Below are 18,555 nucleotides of genomic sequence, written 5' to 3'. Positions count from 1 at the left end.
CGTGAGCCTCTCCTTCGTGCACGACGCGCTGCCGATGCGCGTGGTCTTCGGTGCCGGGCGCCGCGCCGAGCTGGGGGCGGAGGTGGACCGCCTCGGCCTGCGCCGCGTGCTCGTGCTCGGCACGCCCGAGCAGGAGGCGGCGCTGCAGGCGACCGCGGACGGGCTCGGCGGCCTCGCCGCCGGGGTCTTCCCGCAGGCCCGCCAGCACGTGCCGGCGGCGATCGCCGCGGCGGCGGCCGACCGAGCCCGAGAGCTGGGCGCCGACGGGTGCGTCGCGCTCGGCGGCGGGTCGTCGGTCGGGCTGGGCAAGGCCGTCGCCCTGCGCCACGGCCTGCCGGTCATCGCTGTGCCGACGACCTACGCCGGCTCGGAGATGACCCCGATCTGGGGCCTCACCGAGGACGGCGAGAAGCGCACCGGGCGCGACCGCGCGGTGCTGCCGCGCACCGTCGTCTACGACCCGGAGCTGACGCGGACGCTGCCCGTCGGGCTGTCGGTGACCAGCGGGCTCAACGCCGTCGCGCACGCCGTCGAGGGGCTGTGGGCCCCGGACGGCACGCCGATCACGGCGCTGATGGCCGAGGAGGGGGTCCGGTCGCTGCTCGCGGCGCTCCCGACGATCGTGGAGCGCCCCGACGACCTCGACGCCCGCGCCGGGGCGCTGCAGGGCGCCTGGCTGTGCGGCGCCGTGCTCGGCGCGACGACGATGTCGCTGCACCACAAGCTCTGCCACGTGCTCGGCGGCTCGTTCGACCTGCCGCACGCCGAGACCCACGCGGTCGTGCTGCCGCACGTCGTCGCGTACAACGGGCCGTCCGCCCCCGCGGCGGTCGCCGCGCTGGGCCGGGCGCTGGGCGTGGCCGCCGACCCGGAGACCGTGGCCAAGGCCCTGGCCGGCCGGGCCCGCGAGCTCGGTGCGCCCACGTCGTTGGCGGCGATCGGCATGCCCCGTGACGGGCTGCCGTCGGTCGTCGACCGGGTGCTCGCCCAGCCCTACGCGAACCCGGCGCCGGTGACGCGGGAGGGGCTCACCGCACTGCTGGAGGCGGCGTACTAGCCACTCAGACCAGTTCCGAGTCGCGCACCTTCTGCATCCCGCGGGCCATCCGGCGCTTGGCCGGCGGGATGCGGTCGATCACCCGCATGCCCGTGCGCTGCGCCAGCACCGACAGCGGACCGATCACCGGGCGGCGGGCGGTGCCGTTGTCGTTCATGAACTCCAGCGACTCGCGCACGGCGAGCGAGGAGTAGCGGCGCATGAGGTCCTCGTACTCGCCGACGGCCTCGAGCAGCGAGAGCTCGCCGTCGCGGACCCGCACCAGGCGGTCGCGCAGCTCGCGGGCGTCGCGCAGCGCGGTGTTCGCGCCGGCCCCGCGGCCGGGGGTCATGGTGTGGATGGCGTCGCCGACCATCGTCACGGTGCTCGGCGTCCACGCCGGGACGGGGTCGGCCGTGCGGATGCCCAGCGCCACCGTCGAGCCGGGGTCGGACGTCGCGATGAGGTCGAGCCAGCGCGGGTCCCAGCCCTCGCTGAGCTCGCCGGCGAGGGCCACGGCGTCCTGCCCGGTGCGCTCGAGGAGGTCCGGCGGCGCGATCGAGCGCGACGTCGTGATCGCCCACGAGACGTAGTCGGTGGTGTTATCGAAGCGCAGGCCGGGGTAGCGGGCGATCAGGTCCTCGTCGTTCGATCCAGGGGCCAGCTCCGCTCCGCTGCGTGTCCCGCCGGCTCCCCACGGCATCCGCATCATGTGCGTGATCCCGAACTGGCCGCGCCGGTCGAAGTACATGCCGAACCCGTGGCGCACCTCCTCGGGCACCAGGTGCTCGGAGCGCTCGGTGAGCAGCGTCTTCCCGCCGATCGCGACGAGTCCGGTCTCCGTGTGCGTCGCGTGCGGCAGGTACTGCTTCCGGACCCGCGAGCTCGCCCCGTCGGCGCCGACGAGCAGGTCGCCGGTGTCCTCGCTGCCATCGTCGAAGTGCGCCGTGACGCGGCCGTCGGGGTGCTGCGTGTAGTGGGTGAACCGGCGGTCGAACGTGATGACGTCCTCCATGCCCGTGAACAGCACCTGGCGCAGCGTCATGCGGCTGACGTTGTGCTCGCTGTCCTGGGGCTCGCCACTGGTGTGCGGGAGGTCGGCGAAGTCGATGCTGATCAGCGTCCGATAGCGCTCGGTGAGCATGGCGAGCGTCGTGTACGGCGCGGCCGTGGTGGCCACGAACGTCGCGAACAGCTCGGGGTCGAGGCACGCCTTGAGCGCCCGGGCGCCGTTGGGCGAGATGCCCACGCGGTAACCGTGCAGCCCGCTGGTGCGGGTGCGGTCGCGCTCGTGCACCGCGACCTCGATGCCGGCGCGCCGCAGCCCGTGCGCGAGACACATCCCGCCGGTGCCGGCGCCGATGATGATGACCTTCATGGTGCTTCCTCCGCATCGATGGGTCGAGCTCCGCTGCGCTCCGTCTCCGTGCCGGCGTCCAGCCGGCGTGCGATGTCCAGGAGCTCGGCACGGTCCCAGGTCAGGGCGCCGGAGCGCAGGTCGTCGAGGAGGCCGGCGAGGTAGGTGACGTCGGCCTCGAGGTGGGCGAGGGCGTACTCGTTGTCGAGGAGCACCGCGCGGGGCAGCACGTCGCGGACGTGGTCGAGCTCGCGGCGTTGCCGCTCGAGCTCGCTGCGCCGGTCGGACAGGCGCAGGGCCAGCGCGTCGGCGGCGACCTCGGGGTCGAGCAGCGGCAGGTAGGACAGCGCGGCGGTGAACTCGGCGAACTCGTGGCGCGGCGCGGTGAGCATGTCGAGCGTCCACGTCACCGCGAGCTCGCGACCGGCGTCGGTGACCGCGTAGACCGTGCGCTCGGGGCGCGTCGCCTCCCGCTCGGTGCCCCGCGCGACGAGCAGCCCGTCGCGCACGAGCCGGTCGATCGTCTTGTAGAGCTGCGAGCGCTGGCCGACGTTGACCACCTGGTCCTTCCCGCGCTCCCGCAGGAGCTGCTGCATCCGGTACGGGTGCATGGGCTCCTCCGCGGCGAGGGCGAGGACGGCGAGGGCGAGGCCGGAGCGCTGGGTCATGGTGATGCAGACACTAGTGTCGTCGACACTATGACGGCAAGGGTGGGTCGCTCGCGGCCGTCTGGACAATGGAGCGCGTGACCGCCAGTGGTGAGCGCCCCGTCCTCGTCGTCGACTACGGCGCCCAGTACGCGCAGCTCATCGCCCGCCGCGTGCGCGAGGCGCAGGTGTACTCCGAGGTCGTGCCGCACTCGACGCCGGTGGACGAGATGCTCGCCAAGGACCCGGCGGCGATCGTGCTCTCGGGCGGGCCGGCCAGCGTGTACGCCGACGGGGCGCCGAGCGTCGACCCGGCGCTGTTCGACGCCGGGGTGCCGGTGTTCGGCATCTGCTACGGCTTCCAGCTGATGGCCGGCGCGCTCGGCGGGGTCGTCGAGCACACCGGCGCGCGGGAGTACGGGCGCACCGAGCTGTCGGTGGGCACGCCGGGGCGCCTGCACGACGACCTGCCCGACGCCCACCCGGTGTGGATGAGCCACGGCGACGGCGTCACGAGGGCGCCCGAGGGCTTCACGGTGACGGCGTCGTCGCCGGGGGCGCCGGTGGCGGCGTTCGAGGACGTCGAGCGGCGCTTCGCCGGCGTGCAGTACCACCCCGAGGTGGGGCACTCGCCGCACGGCCAGGAGGTCCTGCGCCGGTTCCTGCGCGACGTCGCGGGCGTCGACGCGGACTGGAACACCGCCAACATCATCGAGGAGACCGTGGCGGCGGTCCGGGCGCAGGTCGGCCCCGACGGCCGCGCGATCTGCGGGCTGTCCGGCGGCGTCGACTCCGCTGTCGCCGCGGCCCTGGTCCAGCGGGCGATCGGCGACCGCCTGACGTGCGTGTTCGTCGACCACGGCCTGCTGCGCGAGGGCGAGCGCGGCCAGGTCGAGCGGGACTTCGTCGCCGCCACCGGCGTCGACCTCGTCACCGTCGACGCGGCCGGGACGTTCCTGCGCGAGCTCGACGGCGTCGTCGACCCGGAGGAGAAGCGCAAGATCATCGGGCGCGAGTTCATCCGGGCGTTCGAGGGTGCGGCCCGGTCGGTCAGCGAGGGCAAGGGCGCGGACTTCCTCGTGCAGGGCACGCTGTACCCGGACGTCGTCGAGTCCGGCGGCGGGTCGGGGGCGGCGACGATCAAGTCGCACCACAACGTCGGCGGGCTGCCCGACGACCTGCAGTTCTCGCTGGTGGAGCCGCTGCGGGCGCTGTTCAAGGACGAGGTGCGCCGGGTCGGCGCCGAGCTGGGGCTGCCCGAGACGATCGTGCGCCGCCAGCCGTTCCCGGGGCCGGGGCTGGCCATCCGGATCATCGGCGCGGTGGACGCGCCGCGGCTCGCGACGCTGCGGCGCGCCGACGCGATCGCCCGCGAGGAGCTGACGTCGGCCGGGCTGGACGAGGTGATCTGGCAGTGCCCGGTGGTGCTGCTCGCCGACGTGCGGTCGGTGGGGGTGCAGGGCGACGGGCGGACCTACGGCCACCCGGTGGTGCTGCGGCCGGTCTCCAGCGAGGATGCGATGACGGCGGACTGGACGCGCCTGCCCTACGACGTGCTCGAACGCATCTCGACCCGGATCACCAACGAGTGCGTCGAGATCAACCGCGTCGTGCTGGACGTGACGAGCAAACCGCCGGGGACGATCGAGTGGGAGTGATGGGGTAGTGGCCGAGACGATCTTCAGCGAGATGTCCCGGCTCGCGCTGGAGCACGACGCGATCAACCTCGGCCAGGGGTTCCCGGACACCCCGGGCCCGCGCGAGGTCGTCGACGCCGCGGTCGCCGCCATGCACAAGGGCTGGAACCAGTACCCGCCCGCCGTCGGCATCGCGTCGCTGCGCACGGCCATCGCCGAGCACCAGCGGCACTGGTACGGCCTGGACGTCGCGGCCGACGGCGGCGTGGTCGTGTGCTCGGGGGCCTCGGAGGCGCTGTCGTCGGCGATGACCGCGCTGCTGCGCCCGGGCGACGAGGTGATCGCGCTCGAGCCCTACTACGACCTCTACGGCGCGACCGCCGAGCTGCTGGGCGCCCGGCTGGTGCCGGTGCGCATCCACGCGCCGGACTACGCGGTGGACGCCGACGCCGTGCGCGCCGCGGTCACCGACCGCACCCGCATGATCGTGCTGAACACCCCGCACAACCCGACGGGCGCCGTGCTCTCGCGTGCCGAGCTGCAGTCGATCGCCGACATCGCCATCGAGCACGACCTGGTGGTGCTGTCCGACGAGGTCTACGAGCACCTGGTGTTCGACGACGAGCGGCACATCCCGATCGCCTCCCTGCCCGGGATGTTCGAGCGCACGATCACCGTCGGCTCGGGCGGCAAGACGTTCTCCGTCACCGGCTGGAAGATCGGCTGGGCGACGGGGCCGGCCGACCTGGTCGGCAAGGTGCTCGGCGTCAAGCAGTGGTTCTCGTTCGCCGCCGGGACGCCGTTGCAGCACGGGATCGCGACCGGGCTGGAGCTGCCCGACGAGCGCCTCGAGGCCCTGGGCGCCGACCTCGGCCGCAAGCGCGACCTGCTCACCGAGGGCCTCCGCGACCTCGGCCTGGAGGTGTTCCACTCCAAGGCGACGTACTTCGTCACCGCCGACGTCGCACCCCTGGGCGTCACCGACTCGCTGGAGTTCTGCCGCTCCCTGCCCGAGCGCGTGGGCGTCGCGGCCGTCCCGAACCAGGTGTTCCACGCCTCGCCGGTGGGCGTCGAGACCCAGGTCCGCTTCGCGTGCTGCAAGCGCGACGAGGTCCTCGCCGACGCCCTCCTGCGCCTCCGCAAGCTCTGACGCGTTCCCCGAGCTTCTCTCCATCATCGAGAGGTACGATGATGGAGTGAGTGATGTGGTGGTCGTCGGAGGCGGGCCCGGTGGGGTCCTGCTGACCTATCTGCTGGCCCGGGGCGGGGCGTCGGTGACGCTGCTGGAGTCGCGACGCGACTTCGCACGGCGCTTCCGCGGCGACACGCTCGCGCCCGGCGTCCTGGAGTACCTCGACACGCTCGGGCTCGCGGAGCCGCTGCTCGACGAGGTGCCCCACACGCGCTCGGACGCGTTCCGCTGGCACACCGCCGAGCGCACCTGGACGCTCGTCGACTACCGCGGCGCGAGCCGGCGCTTCCCCTTCTACGCCCTGATCCCGCAGGCCGAGTTCCTGCCGTGGCTGGCCGACCACGCCCGCGCGCACGGGGCCGAGATCCTCATGGGCGCGCGCTTCTCCACGCTCCGGCACGACGGCGACGGGCGGGTGTCCGGCGTCGTGTACACCGTCGACGCGGTGGAGCACGAGCTCGACGCCGCGCTCGTCGTCGGCGCCGACGGGCGGAACTCGAAGGTCCGCGCGGCGTCGGGGATCGCCGCGACGGAGCTCGGCGCGAGCCTCGACATCCTCTGGCACGCGCTCCCGCGTCGGGCCGAGGACCCGGTCTACTCCGGGCTGGACCTGTTCGGCACGCCGACCGGCAGCGTCGCCCTGCTCGACCAGGGGGAGGACTGGCAGCTCGGCTGGACGATCCGCGCCGGCTCGCTCCCCGACGTCCGGGCCCGCGGGGTGGACGCCCTGCGCGATGCCGCGGTGGGCGTGCTGCCGTGGCTCGAGGGCCGGCTCGACGACCTCGGCGACGTCTCCGACCTGACGCTGCTGCCGGTCCGGATCACCACCGTCGACACGTGGAGCCGGCCCGGCCTGGTGCTGCTCGGCGACGCCGCGCACGTCATCTCGCCCGTCGGCGGCAACGGGATCAACCTCGCCCTCGCCGACGCGGCCGACCTCGCCAACCGCCTCGTCGGCCCGCTGCGTCGCACCCCGCCCGACCCGGCCCAGCTCGACGCCGCGGCCGCGGGGCTCGAGGCGTCCCGGCGTCCCGCGGTGGAGCGCGAGCAGCAGGGTCAGGTGCGCACCGAGCGCGCGGCCGCCGCGCGGATCGCCGCCGGTGACGACGGGCCGCCGACGGTGCTGCGGGCCCTGGCCCGCGTGCCGGGGTTCCCCCGTCTCGCCGGGCGGCGCAACCGCGTCGACGTGCCCGCGCCCGTGGAGGTCATCGCGACCGGCGTGCCGTGATCGTGGCGGATTTCCTGACGATGAGTGTCAGCGTGGACGCCACGCTGGCACGCCCCGCGTGTCGTCCCGGCGAGGATGTGGCGATCCTGGCGTGGGGAGCCAGGAATGCCGCGTTGCTCGCACTCAGGCCAGCAACGGGGCCAGGTCGGTCGCGTGGTCGCGCAGGAGCGCGATGAGCTCCGTGTTCGGCGCCGCGACGCGGTCGGCCGGGCCGGTCAGGGCCAGCCCGGCGACGAGGCGCCGGTCGCCCGGGGCCCGGATCGCGACGGCGAGGCAGCCCAGGGCGGCGTGGAACTCCCCGCACTGGCGCGCGAGGTCGTCGCGGCGGACGGCGTCGAGGGCGTGGCGCAGCTCGTCGCGGTCGACGACGGTCTGCGGCGTCAGGCGGGTCAGCGGGGCGTCGGGGAGGTCGCCGTCCTCGGCGAGCAGCAGGCGCCCGAGGCCACTGGCGTGCAGGTGCCGGGAGAGCTCGTCGGCGTCGGTCGGCGGGTGGTCGGGGTCGGCGTCGAGGAACCGCAGGCGGTGCCGGTCGAACGCCACGAGGTGCGCGCCCCACCGCACGCGCTCGCGCAGCCGGTGCATCACCGCCCGCGCGGCGGTCGGGGCGGTCAGGGGCGCCGGGGCGAGGTTCGCGCTGCGCCGCCCGAGCGCGAAGCCGCCGAGGTCGGGCAGGCGCACCAGGTACTCCTCGGCGACGAGGAGGTTGAGCAGCCGGTAGGTGGTCGCCGGCGGGATGCGCAGCGCCGTCGAGATCTCCTTCGCCGTGACGCCGACGCCGGCCGACGCCACCTCCTCGAGGATCCGCAGGGCGCTGCGCACGGCCTGCGGCTGGCGGCCGCTGATCGGCGAGGTCACGCCGCGGGGAGCACGTCGGCGGTGGTCGTCTCGTCGTAGACGCCCATGGTCCGCAGCGCGGCCGCGCGCCGCCGCCGCAGCACCAGCCACCCGGCGAGGCCCACCAGCACGAGCGCGCCGAGGGTCACCAGCAGGCCGACCCCGGCGTTGAGCACCACCACGACCAGCGTGGCCAGCAGCGCCCCGGCGGCGACGACCGCGGCGACCACGACGCCCCGGGTCAGCTCCCCGATCCGGGACAGGAACCGCGGCGCGGCGAGGCAGACGAGCACGTAGGTGACGAGGAACGCGAGGGTCGCGACCGCGAGCAGGCCGCTGAACACCGCCGCGGGCGCGGCCCCGGCGAGCCCGCCGGCGACGGCCACCACGACGAGCACGGGCACCGCCACCGCGATCGCCACCGACGGCGTCAGGTGGCGCCGGTGGGTGCGCCCCAGCACCGCCGGCGCGACCCCGTCGCGGGCCAGCGAGAACAGGACGCGCACGAGCGTGGTCAGCGCGGCCAGCGCGCATGCGCCGAACGACGCGACGATGCCGAGGTCCATGAGCAGCGCGGCCCAGGTCAGGCTGCCGTCGCCGGCCGAGGACGGGCTGGTCGCGCCGGCCGTGGCGCCGGGCGCGGCCAGCAGGAGCAGCGTCGCGACGAGGTAGAGCACGGCGGTGACGGCCGCCGTGGCGCCGATCGCGCGGGGCACCGAGGCGAACGGGCGCCGCGCCTCGACCCCGAGCGCGGCGGCGCTGTCGAACCCGATGAACGCCGCGAGGGCCGGCAGCACCCCGAGCACGACGCCGACCGGGCCGCCGACCGCGCCCCCGGCGCCGCCGGTCACCGGGGCGGGCGGGGCGGGGCCCGCGGTCACGGCCAGCGCGACGAGCACGCCGAGGATCAGGGCGATCGACACCGACTCGATCACCAGCATCACCCGGCCGGCCAGCCGGATGCCGCGCACCGCGCACACCGCGACGACCGCCGCCAGCACGACGACCAGCCCGGCCGCGACGACGGGGGCGTCCGCGGCGGCCCACACCCGCGCGAGCAGCGCGCTGCCGTACCAGGACACCCCGAAGAACGCCGCGGCGACGAGCATCCCGTAGCCGACGACCATCGACACCGCGCACGCGTAGGCCCCGCCGGGACCGAGACCCTGCGCGGTGAAGCTGTAGAGCCCGCCCGCGGCGGCCATCCGCCGGGCGAACACCGCGATGCACACCGCGACGAGCCCGACGACGACGGCGGCGACCGCGAACGACACCGGCGCCGCGCGGCCCGCGACGGCGATGACGAGCAGCGGCGTCGAGGCCATCGCCCCGGCGGGCGCCGTGGTGGCCACCGACTGCGCGAACACCCCGAGCGGGGACAGCGTCCGGCGGCGCAGGCCGGCCACCGGCGAGCGCGACCGCAGACCCGGGATGCGCGTCACGACGGTCACCGTAGAGCCAACCCAGCCCGCGGCGAAGTGCCTGCGGAGCACGAGCGATCCGAATGAGAATCGTGCGCCGACGATTCTCGTTCGGCCCCCCGTGAACAGTCCGCGTCCTCCGTTCGGAGAACGCTCCCGGGCGGTGGGCCCCGTTCGTGGGAGACCGGATCCCGCACCGGTCCACCCAGCTCAACGAGGGGTTGACCCCGTCGGAACGGCTCGGCAAACGTGACCCGCGACATTTCCCCGGCACCTGTCCCCGTCCCCTCCGGGAGTCGCCATGGCCGTTCCCACCGAATCCGCTCCCGCGTCGACGTCCCGCCTCTCCGGGCGGCTCGGGGTCGGGTCCATCGTCTTCATGGTCGTCGCCGCCGCGGCGCCCCTGACCGTCATCGCCGGCACCATCCCGCTCGGTGTCGGCGCCGGGAACGGCCCGGCCTTCCCCGCGACGTTCGTGCTGTGCGCGATCGTGCTGCTGCTGTTCGCCGTCGGCTTCTGCGCGATGAGCCCGCACGTCCCCGACGCCGGCGCGTTCTTCACGTACGTGCGGGCGGGTCTCGGCCGCCCCCTCGGGCTCGGCACGGCGTTCCTCGCCCTCGCCACCTACACCGCGGTCCAGGCCGCCGTGTACGGCTACATCGGCGCGGCGATCGACGAGCTCGTCACCAGCTTCGGCGGCCCGAGCGTGCCGTGGTTCGTGTGGACGTTCGTCGTCATGGCGATCGTCGCCGTCCTCGGCTACCGGCACATCGAGCTCTCCAGCCGCGTGCTGGGTGTCCTGCTCGTCGCCGAGATCGCCATCGTCGTCGTGCTCGACGTCGTGGTGGTCGCCTCCGGCGGGGCGCAGGGGCTCTCGACCGCCGCGCTCGACCCCGCCCAGATCGGCTCCGGCGCGGTCGGCATCGCCATCATGTTCGCGATCGCGAGCTTCATCGGCTTCGAGTCCACCGCCGTGTTCCGCGACGAGGCCCGCGACCCGGAGCGCACGATCCCGCGCGCCACCTACGTCGCGCTCGCCGTCATCGGCGTGTTCTACGCGGTGTCGAGCTGGGCGGTCGTGTCGGCGTGGGGCGACCAGGCCGCGGTGGAGCAGGCCGCCGCCGACCCGGCGACGTTCCTGCTGCAGACCGTCGAGAACTGGCTCGGCCCGATCGGGCTGCACATCGTCACGGTCCTGCTCGTGACCAGCCTGTTCGCCGCGATCCTGGCGTTCCACAACGTCGCGGCGCGGTACTGGTTCGCGCTCGGCGGGCACCGCGCGTTCCCCGCGGCCTGCGCGCGCACCCACGACCGGCACGGTTCGCCGCACGTCGCGTCGCTGTCCCACACCGCGCTGTCGTTCGTCCTGATCGCGATCTTCGCGGTCGCCGGGCTCGACCCCGTCGCCCAGGTCTTCGCGTGGATGGGCGGCACGGCGACCGTCGGCGTCCTCGCCCTCATGACGCTGACCTGCCTCGCGGTGCTGGTCTTCTTCGCCCGCAACCGGGTCGACCGCCGGGTCTGGAACACGCGCATCGCCCCGGCCCTGGGCCTCGTCGGGCTGCTGGTCTGCCTCTGGCTCACCCTCGGCAACTTCACGACCCTGCTCGGCGGCTCGGCGGGGCTGGCGTACGCGATCTGCGGCGTGCTGGTGCTCGTGACCCTGGTCGGGATCGTCATGGGCGCGGTGCGGCGCCGCCCCTTGCCCGACCTGGCGTGAGCCGGAATCGTCCCGAACATCCACTTCGAGGAGGAGTGATCACCCCGTGACCGCCACCGCCCCGCGCGCCACCGCGACCGGCCTTGTGCCTGGCTCCGCGACCCATCCGCTCGACCTGGCCACCGCCGAGGAGTTCGACGCCGTCCGCGAGGTCCTCGCTGAGGCCGGGCTGCTCGGGGACGCGGTGCGCTTCTGCTTCGCCGGGCTCGAGGAGCCCGACAAGGCGTCCGTGCTCGCGTTCCGCGACGGCGACGACGTCGACCGGCGCTTCCGCGTCCTGCTGCTCGACATGAGCGGCGGGCCCTCCCGCGACGTCGTCGTCTCGGCCACGCGCCGGGAGGTCGACACCGCCGTCGAGCTCGACCCCGCGACGAGCGGCCAGCTCCCGATCATCGACAGCGAGTTCGAGATCATGGAGGAGATCGTCCTGGCGTCGTCCGAGTGGTGCGACGCCCTGCGCCGGCGCGGCATCGACCCGGCGACCGTGCGGGCCGTGCCGCTGTCGGCGGGCTCGTATTACCCGGAGGAGACCGGGCGCCGGATGGCGCGGGTGCTGGGCTTCCGCCAGGACCACGAGAAGGACTCGCCCTGGGCCCACCCGGTCGACGGCGTCGTCGCCTACGTCGACCTCGTCCGCCGCGAGGTCACCCGGGTCATCGACCACGCCGAGATCCCCGTCCCCGACGAGCCCGGCAACTTCGACGACCCCGAGCAGGTCGGCCCGCAGCGCACCACGCTCAAGCCGATCGAGATCACGCAGCCCGAGGGCGTCAGCTTCACCGTCGAGGGCAACCGGCTGCGCTGGGAGGGCTGGGACCTGCGCATCGGCTTCAACGAGCGCGAGGGCCTGACCCTGCACCAGATCGGCATCCACGGCCGGCCGCTGGTCTACCGGGCGTCGATCGCCGAGATGGTGGTGCCCTACGGCGACCCGTCACCGGTGCGCTTCTGGCAGAACTACTTCGACGCCGGCGAGTACATGTTCGCCCGCTACGCCAACTCGCTCGAGCTGGGCTGCGACTGCCTCGGCGAGATCCACTACATGGACGTCGTCGTGGCCGACGACGACGGCTCGCCGCGCACCATCACCAACGCGATCTGCCTGCACGAGGAGGACTACGGCGTGCTCTGGAAGCACACCGACATCTTCACGCAGGCCCAGGAGACGCGCCGCCAGCGCCGGATGGTCATCTCGTTCTTCACCACCATCGGCAACTACGACTACGGCTTCTACTGGTACCTCTACCTCGACGGCACGATGGCGTGCGAGTCGAAGCTGACCGGCATCCCGTTCACCTCGGGCATGTCCTCGGGCGAGCACGCGTTCGCCACCGAGGTCGCCCCCGGCCTGGGCCTGCCGTACCACCAGCACCTGTTCTCGGCGCGGCTCGACATGACCGTCGACGGCACGGAGAACGCGGTCGAGGAGGTCGAGGCGGTCCCGCTGCCGGTCGGTGACGCGAACCCGTGGGGCAACGCGTTCACCGAGTCGCGTACGCGGCTGACCCGGGAGTCCGAGGCCGGCCGGGTGGCGAGCCCGGGGACGTCGCGCAGCTGGCAGGTGGTCAACCCGTCGTCGCGCAACCGCCACGGCCGGCCGGTGGCCTACGCGCTGCAGGCCGAGGGGCGCCCGACCCTGATGACCGACCCGTCGTCGGTCGTCGCGGGCCGGGCCGCCTTCGCGACGCGGCACCTGTGGGTCACCGCTTACGACGCGGACGAGCGCTACCCGGCCGGCGACTACGTCAACCAGCACCCGGGCGGCGCGGGCCTGCCGGAGTGGACCGCGGCGGACCGCTCGCTCGACGAGGGCGGCCGGGGCGCCGACGTCGTCCTGTGGCACACGTTCGGCCTCACCCACGTGCCGCGTCCGGAGGACTGGCCGATCATGCCCGTCGACTACGCGGGCTTCCGGCTCGTGCCGGTCGGGTTCTTCGACCGGAACCCCACGCTGGACGTCCCGCCGTCCTCCAACGGCCACTGCCACTCCTGAGACGCGTTACTGGCTGGTATCGCTCGCCCAGCGAGCGATACCAGCCAGTAACCGCCGGGGCAGGGTCAGCTGCGCCGGCGCAGCGTCACGACGAGGACCGCGCAGCCGACGCCGACCGCCGCGATCGCGAGGACCCAGCGCGGGTCGACGGCCGCGAGCGAGCCGGTGAGGGCGAGGACCGCGATGACGATCGCGGTCAGCCCGGCGACGAGGGCCAGCGGGTCGGGTCCGGACCGGCGGGCCGGGTCCGTGCCGGCGTCGTCGTCCGCGGTGTCCACGGCGCCGACGCGGTCCGCGTCCTCGTGGATCGTGTAGGGCTGGTCGGGCGTCTTCTCATCCACGGCGCACCTCCACGTCTCCGCCGCCGCTGACGGCGTGCAGGTCGATCACCGGGCCACCGGGCCCGTCGGGTCCGAGGTCGCGCACCGGCCCGCCCTGGTCGTTCCGGCCCAGGCAGTCGACGTCGCCGCCGCCCGAGGTGCACTCGGCGGTGACGTCGGCGTTGGCGGGCACGAGCACGGTGACGTCCCCGGCGCCGCTCTGCACCTGGCTGCGGACCGGCGGGGTGCCGGGCGGCACCGCGGCCAGCCCGCGCAGGTCGAGCCGGGCGTCGCCGTAGGCCGTCTCGTAGGCCGGGGCGACCGCGTTCGGGGCCGGCGACCAGGAGGCGTCGCCGAGGGTCTGGACGGTGCCGGGCCCGTCGACGGCCCACGGCGGGCCGCCGCGCCACCCGTCGCGCCACGGCCCGCCCGCGGGGGCGTTCGCCGCGGCGACCACCAGCAGGGCCAGCGGGACGGCGGCCACGACGAGCCCCCGGCCGCGGCGCCGGAAGGCCGCGACGACGAGGCCCACGCCCACGACGGCCAGGGCGGTCGCCGCGAGCGGGGTGACCCCGAGCGGGACCAGGCCGAGCAGGCCGAGGCCCGCGACCGCGCCGACCGCCAGCAGCGCGATCCCCAGCGTGACCGGCGCGACCCGCGAGCGCGGCGCCACCGGCGCCGGCGGGGCGGCGGGCTCGGGGAGGTCCCAGGCGAACGGGGCCGCCCCCAGGGGGTCCCACGACGGGGGCCGGGCGGCCGCCTCCTCGGCGGTGCCGGTGGCGGCGGGCGACTCGGTCACGGCGGCGGGACGCTGCGGGTCGCGCAGGTGCCCGCGGCTGCGGTGCAGCGCGTAGAGCAGGCCGAGGGCCGTGACGACGCCGATGACCGTGCCGAGGTCGCCGGAGAACGCCGACGCCACCGCGGCGATCCCGAGCAGGGAGCCGACGACGATCGCCCACGTCGGCGTCTCGCGGCGGCCCCGCTCGTCGACGCGGGGGAGCAGCAGGATGCCGGCCAGGTAGACCAGCAGGCCGATCCCGTAGAACAGGCCCACCACGAACGCGACGCGCACCAGCGTCGGGTCGATCGCGTAGCGCCGCGAGATCGCCGCCGCGACGCCGGCGACCTTCTTGTCCTCCTTGAGGCGGGCCGGCCGCGTCGCCCACATCTCGCGCAGGGTCGCGCCGACGTCGGCTCCCGCCGGCGCCCGCGACCCCTGCCCCGGACTGCTCATCGTCCTCATCCTCCTCGCTGACGGACCCCGTGCGGGCCGGCTGCCACCCGACGCTGCTCGACGCGCGGGCCCCGGACCTCCGGGAGCCACCCCGGTCCCGACCCCGGGACGACCCCGAGGACCACCCGGGTCGGACCCACCCCACCGCGGGCGTGGGACATGTGACGATGAGTCCGTGAGCGAGGTGGACGAGCAGGTCGAGGCGCCGGTGGAACCGGCGCCGGCGCCCGCCATCGCGCCCACGCCCGTCGCCGTGACGCGCATCCGGCGGCGCCGCCAGGGCGCGGTCGTGGCCGGGGTGACGGGCGGGGTCGCCGACCACCTCGGCGTCGACGTGGTGCGCGTGCGGCTCGTGTTCGTGCTGCTGGTCGCGGCCGCGGGCTCCGGGTTCCTCGCCTACGCGGCGCTGTGGCTGTTCTGCCCGATCGAGCCGCGCGGGGTGGTGCGCGACGTGCCGCCGCGCGAGCGCCAGCAGGGCCTGGCCCTGGCGACGCTGGGCGTCGGGCTCGCGCTGGTGCTCTCCGGCCTCGGCGGTCAGCTCTCGGGCTGGGTGGTGGGGCCGCTCGGCGTGGTGCTCGCCGGCGTCGCGCTGGTGTGGCGCGAGGCCGACAGCGGCGCCGCCGTCAGCGGTCCGCGCCGCGCGCGGTGGCTCGCCGGGCGCAGCGTCGGGCTGCTGCGGCTGCTCGCGGGCGCGCTGCTCGTGGCCGCCGGGCTCGCGGCGTTCCTGCTCGGCAACGTCGACCTCTCCCAGGTGCAGTTCGGCCTGCTCGCGGTGCTGGTGACCATCGCCGGTGTCGTGGTGCTGACGATCCCCTGGTGGATGCGGCTGGTGCGCGAGCTCGGCGCCGAGCGCCGCGAGCGCATCCGCGGCCAGGAGCGCGCCGACATCGCCGCCCACCTGCACGACTCCGTCCTGCAGACGCTCGCGCTGATCCAGAAGCAGGCGGGCGAGGACACCGCCGGGCGCGAGGTCCGGCGCCTCGCCCGCAGCCAGGAACGGGAGCTGCGCGCCTGGCTCTACGGCCCGCCCGGCGGCGACTCCGGCCGCGCGACCGGCGCGGGTGACGCGACGTTCGCCGCCGCGCTGGCCGCCGCCGCGGGCGAGGTGGAGGACGACTACGGGCTGCGGGTCGCCCCCGTCGTGGTCGGCGACGCCCCGCTCGACCCGGACACCACGGCGCTGGTCGCCGCCGCGCGCGAGGCGATGCTCAACGCGGCCAAGCACGCCGGGGTCGACGAGCTCGACGTCTACGCCGAGGTGGAGCCCGAGGTCGTGGAGGTCTTCGTCCGCGACCGCGGCTGCGGCTTCGACCCCGACACGGTGCCCGACGACCGGCGCGGCCTCGCGGGCTCGGTGCGCGACCGGATGACCCGCCACGGCGGCCGGGTGCGGCTGCGCTCGACGCCGGGCGAGGGCACCGAGGTCGGGCTCGTGCTGCCCCGCCGGCGGGCCGGTGCCCAGCCCACCCACGGTGAGGAGGAACGATGAGCGACGACCAGCCCGTCACGGTGGTGGTCGTCGACGACCACGCGCTCTTCCGGCGCGGGGTGCGCGCCGAGCTCGAGTCGCTGGCCCGGCGCACCGTCGACGTCGTGGGCGAGGCCGGGTCGGTCGACGAGGCCGTCGCGCTCATCGCCCACCGCCGGCCCGACGTGGTGCTCCTCGACGTGCACATGCCCGACGGCGGCGGCGCCGCGGTGCTCGCCCGCACGCGGCCCGACCACCCGGAGGTCGTGTTCCTCGCGCTGTCGGTGTCCGACGCCGCCGAGGACGTCATCTCGGTGATCCGGGCGGGGGCGCGCGGCTACGTCACCAAGACGATCTCGGGGCGCGAGCTGGCCGACGCGGTCGTGCGGGTGAAGGCCGGCGACGCCGTGTTCTCGCCGCGCCTGGCGGGCTTCGTGCTCGACGCCTTCGCCGACCGCCCGGGCGCCACCGGCGTCGTCGACCCCGAGCTCGACCAGCTCACCCGTCGCGAGCGCGACGTCCTGCGGCTGCTCGCGCGCGGCTGGTCGTACAAGGAGATCGCCGCCGAGCTGGTCATCTCGGTGAAGACCGTCGAGACCCACGTCTCGAGCGTGCTGCGCAAGACGCAGTCGTCGAACCGCCACGAGCTCTCGCGCTGGGCCACCGACCGCCGGCTGGTCTGAGCCGGCTCAGCTGTCGCTGCCGGAGTCCCCGCCGGAGTCGCCGCCCCGGCCGCCGTTCCCGCCGCCGTGCCCGTTGCCGTTCCCGCCGCCGTGGCCGCGGCCGTTGCCGTGGTCCCCGCCGCGGTCGCCGCCCCCGCCGTCGCTGCCCGGACCCCCGCCGGGGCCGCCGCCGTCCTCCTGGGGGGCGGGGGTCGAGGCCGTCGTCGGGGCGGAGGCCTCGGAGACCGGGGCGTCGAGGCGCAGGCCGGTGGCGGCCGCGCGGGGGCTGGTCTCGTCGACGCGGTCGTCGCCGTCGATCAGCCAGCGCCCGTCGGCCCCGCGGACCATCCCGAGCTCGTGCACCTCGCGGGTGCGCTCCCGGCGGTTGGGGAAGAAGTCCAGGGTCGCCCGCACGGTGTCCGCGTCGGTGGCCGTCGCGTCGACGACCTGCACGGCCGTGATCGTCGACCAGAACGCCTGGTAGGCGGCGAACCCGCCCGTGCGCGCCTGCAGGTTCGGGCCGAGACGGGCCCAGCCGGCGGCCTCGTCGCCGGTCACGATGCCGTAGTACTCGCGGACCGCGCCGACCATCGCGGCCTGCTGGTCGCCGGGGCTCCCCCCGGGGGCGGCCGCCCCGATCGTCGCGCCGGTGGTGTCCGAGCCCGACGACGACAGCAGCGTCACGCCCACCACGCCGCCGGCGACGAGGGCGATGAGCAGCACGATGACCGCGATCGTCGCCGTCGGCCGGCGCCGGGAGCGGCGCCGGGCGGGCGCCGGGTCGGGGGCGGGCAGGCCCTGGCGCGTCGGGGGCCCGGCGGGAGCGGGCCCCGAGCCGCCCGACGCCGGCCCGGGGACCGCGGCCCACGGGTCGGACGACGAGTGCCGCGCCTCGGGCACGGGCGGCAAGCCGGGAGCACCGAGCGGCACCAGGTCGGCCAGCGGCTGCTCGGCCCGCCCGCCGGCGTGGGCGATCCGGCCGAGCTCCTGGCGGGCCTGCGCCGCGGTCGGCCGCTCGGACGGGTCGTCGCGCAGCAGCCGCATGAGCAGCGCGGTCAGCGGGCCGGCCTGCGAGGGCGGGACGACCTTGCCCGCCGCGACGTTGTGCAGCAGCGCCAGCGCGTTGTCGTCGGCGCCGAACGGGGGCATGCCCTCGACCGCGGCGTAGAGCGTGGCGCCCAGGGAGAAGACGTCGGACGCGGACGTGGAGTCCTCGCCCCGCGCCACCTCCGGCGCCAGGTAGGCGGGGGTGCCGGCGAGCATCCCGGTGCGGGTGAGCGTCAGGTCGCCGGTGGCCCGCGAGATGCCGAAGTCGGTGATCTTGACGGTGCCGTCCCCGCCGAGCAGCACGTTCCCCGGCTTGACGTCGCGGTGGACGATGCCGGCCTGGTGGGCGGCGTCGAGGGCATCGGCGACCTGCCGCCCGATGCGCGCCACCGTCCGCGGCTCCAGCGTCACCTGCTCGCCGAGGACCGCGGCGAGGCTCCGCGACGGCAGGTACTCCATCACGAGCCACGGCTCGTCGCCCTCGATGGAGGCGTCGAACACCGAGATCGCGTGCGGGTGCTGCAGGCGCGCGGCGATCCGGCCCTCGCGCAGGGTGCGCTGGCGGACCTCGTCGGCCTCGCGGTCGTCGAGGCCGGCGTGCAGGAACACCTGCTTGACGGCGACCACCCGGCCGAGCCGCTCGTCGGTCCCGCGCCACACGACGCCCATGGCCCCGGAGCCGATGCGCTCCTCGAGCCGGTACCGCCCGGCGACCACGCGGGGAGAGCTCACCGGCAGCTCCCCGTCCGCGTGTGCACG

The 18,555-nt window shown here is 75.3% G+C and carries 15 protein-coding genes; 8 read left to right on the top strand and 7 right to left on the bottom strand.

Annotated elements, in window-relative coordinates; genetic code table 11:
- The first annotated feature begins 1 nt into the window (after nucleotide 1).
- Nucleotides 2-1,057 (top strand): maleylacetate reductase, encoded by a 1,056-nt coding sequence (locus tag ABD994_RS21890; RefSeq protein WP_425550098.1) that lies wholly within the window; start codon nucleotides 2-4, stop codon nucleotides 1,055-1,057.
- A gap of 4 nt (nucleotides 1,058-1,061) precedes the next feature.
- On the opposite strand, the gene ABD994_RS21885 is transcribed toward ABD994_RS21890, so the two are convergent.
- Together ABD994_RS21885 and ABD994_RS21880 are read right to left on the bottom strand one after the other, a co-directional pair.
- Nucleotides 1,062-2,414 (bottom strand): FAD-dependent oxidoreductase, encoded by a 1,353-nt coding sequence (locus ABD994_RS21885; protein ID WP_345420089.1) that lies wholly within the window; start codon nucleotides 2,412-2,414, stop codon nucleotides 1,062-1,064.
- On the bottom strand, nucleotides 2,411-3,061 hold the full coding sequence (locus ABD994_RS21880; RefSeq protein ID WP_345420086.1) for a PadR family transcriptional regulator: 651 nt from the start codon (nucleotides 3,059-3,061) through the stop codon (nucleotides 2,411-2,413). Before ABD994_RS21880 ends, ABD994_RS21885 begins: the two co-directional genes overlap by 4 nt.
- Before the next feature lie 77 nt (nucleotides 3,062-3,138).
- Between ABD994_RS21880 and guaA the strand changes: the two genes are divergently transcribed.
- Genes guaA through ABD994_RS21865 form a run of 3 tightly spaced genes read left to right on the top strand, consistent with a single transcriptional unit; the run spans nucleotide 3,139 to nucleotide 7,097 of the window.
- The gene (guaA, locus tag ABD994_RS21875; protein WP_345420083.1) at nucleotides 3,139-4,698 is read left to right on the top strand and encodes a glutamine-hydrolyzing GMP synthase; all 1,560 of its coding nucleotides are present in this window, start codon (nucleotides 3,139-3,141) and stop codon (nucleotides 4,696-4,698) included.
- Nucleotides 4,699-4,729: 31 nt separating this feature from the next.
- Nucleotides 4,730-5,827 (top strand): aminotransferase class I/II-fold pyridoxal phosphate-dependent enzyme, encoded by a 1,098-nt coding sequence (locus ABD994_RS21870; protein WP_345420147.1) that lies wholly within the window; start codon nucleotides 4,730-4,732, stop codon nucleotides 5,825-5,827.
- Nucleotides 5,828-5,873: 46 nt separating this feature from the next.
- Entirely contained in the window at nucleotides 5,874-7,097 is a 1,224-nt protein-coding gene (locus ABD994_RS21865) for an FAD-dependent monooxygenase (protein WP_345420080.1), read from the top strand.
- A 123-nt stretch (nucleotides 7,098-7,220) separates the two neighbouring features.
- Here ABD994_RS21865 and ABD994_RS21860 read toward each other — a convergent pair whose 3' ends face one another.
- Both ABD994_RS21860 and ABD994_RS21855 read right to left on the bottom strand, forming a co-directional pair.
- Entirely contained in the window at nucleotides 7,221-7,952 is a 732-nt protein-coding gene (locus tag ABD994_RS21860; protein ID WP_345420077.1) for an IclR family transcriptional regulator, read from the bottom strand.
- Nucleotides 7,949-9,373 (bottom strand): APC family permease, encoded by a 1,425-nt coding sequence (locus ABD994_RS21855; RefSeq protein WP_345420074.1) that lies wholly within the window; start codon nucleotides 9,371-9,373, stop codon nucleotides 7,949-7,951. Before ABD994_RS21855 ends, ABD994_RS21860 begins: the two co-directional genes overlap by 4 nt.
- A gap of 280 nt (nucleotides 9,374-9,653) precedes the next feature.
- Here ABD994_RS21855 and ABD994_RS21850 point away from each other — a divergent pair, with 280 nt between their 5' ends.
- Together ABD994_RS21850 and ABD994_RS21845 are read left to right on the top strand one after the other, a co-directional pair.
- Entirely contained in the window at nucleotides 9,654-11,072 is a 1,419-nt protein-coding gene (locus ABD994_RS21850) for an APC family permease (RefSeq protein WP_345420072.1), read from the top strand.
- Nucleotides 11,073-11,118: 46 nt separating this feature from the next.
- Complete coding sequence (locus ABD994_RS21845) at nucleotides 11,119-13,065, top strand: primary-amine oxidase (RefSeq protein WP_345420069.1); 1,947 nt, start codon at nucleotides 11,119-11,121, stop codon at nucleotides 13,063-13,065.
- A gap of 65 nt (nucleotides 13,066-13,130) precedes the next feature.
- Here ABD994_RS21845 and ABD994_RS21840 read toward each other — a convergent pair whose 3' ends face one another.
- Both ABD994_RS21840 and ABD994_RS21835 read right to left on the bottom strand, forming a co-directional pair.
- Nucleotides 13,131-13,406, bottom strand: coding sequence for a hypothetical protein (locus ABD994_RS21840; protein ID WP_345420066.1), 276 nt, complete (start codon nucleotides 13,404-13,406; stop codon nucleotides 13,131-13,133).
- On the bottom strand, nucleotides 13,399-14,619 hold the full coding sequence (locus ABD994_RS21835) for a PspC domain-containing protein (protein WP_345420063.1): 1,221 nt from the start codon (nucleotides 14,617-14,619) through the stop codon (nucleotides 13,399-13,401). The genes ABD994_RS21840 and ABD994_RS21835 overlap by 8 nt, the downstream gene beginning before the upstream one ends.
- Before the next feature lie 175 nt (nucleotides 14,620-14,794).
- Here ABD994_RS21835 and ABD994_RS21830 point away from each other — a divergent pair, with 175 nt between their 5' ends.
- Nucleotides 14,795-16,108, top strand: coding sequence for an ATP-binding protein (locus ABD994_RS21830; RefSeq protein WP_345420060.1), 1,314 nt, complete (start codon nucleotides 14,795-14,797; stop codon nucleotides 16,106-16,108).
- Nucleotides 16,105-16,770, top strand: coding sequence for a response regulator (locus tag ABD994_RS21825; protein WP_345420057.1), 666 nt, complete (start codon nucleotides 16,105-16,107; stop codon nucleotides 16,768-16,770). Before ABD994_RS21830 ends, ABD994_RS21825 begins: the two co-directional genes overlap by 4 nt.
- Before the next feature lie 6 nt (nucleotides 16,771-16,776).
- Here the strand turns inward: ABD994_RS21825 and ABD994_RS21820 are convergent, their stop codons facing one another.
- Nucleotides 16,777-18,528 (bottom strand): serine/threonine-protein kinase, encoded by a 1,752-nt coding sequence (locus tag ABD994_RS21820; protein ID WP_345420054.1) that lies wholly within the window; start codon nucleotides 18,526-18,528, stop codon nucleotides 16,777-16,779.
- Between the last annotated feature and the right edge of the window lie 27 nt (nucleotides 18,529-18,555).

It is taken from the genome of Actinomycetospora chlora (assembly GCF_039542135.1).
GTDB classification, from domain to species: Bacteria; Actinomycetota; Actinomycetes; order Mycobacteriales; family Pseudonocardiaceae; genus Actinomycetospora; species Actinomycetospora chlora.
Note: the sequence above shows the minus strand (reverse complement) of the source record. Positions and strands in the feature narration are given on the sequence as shown.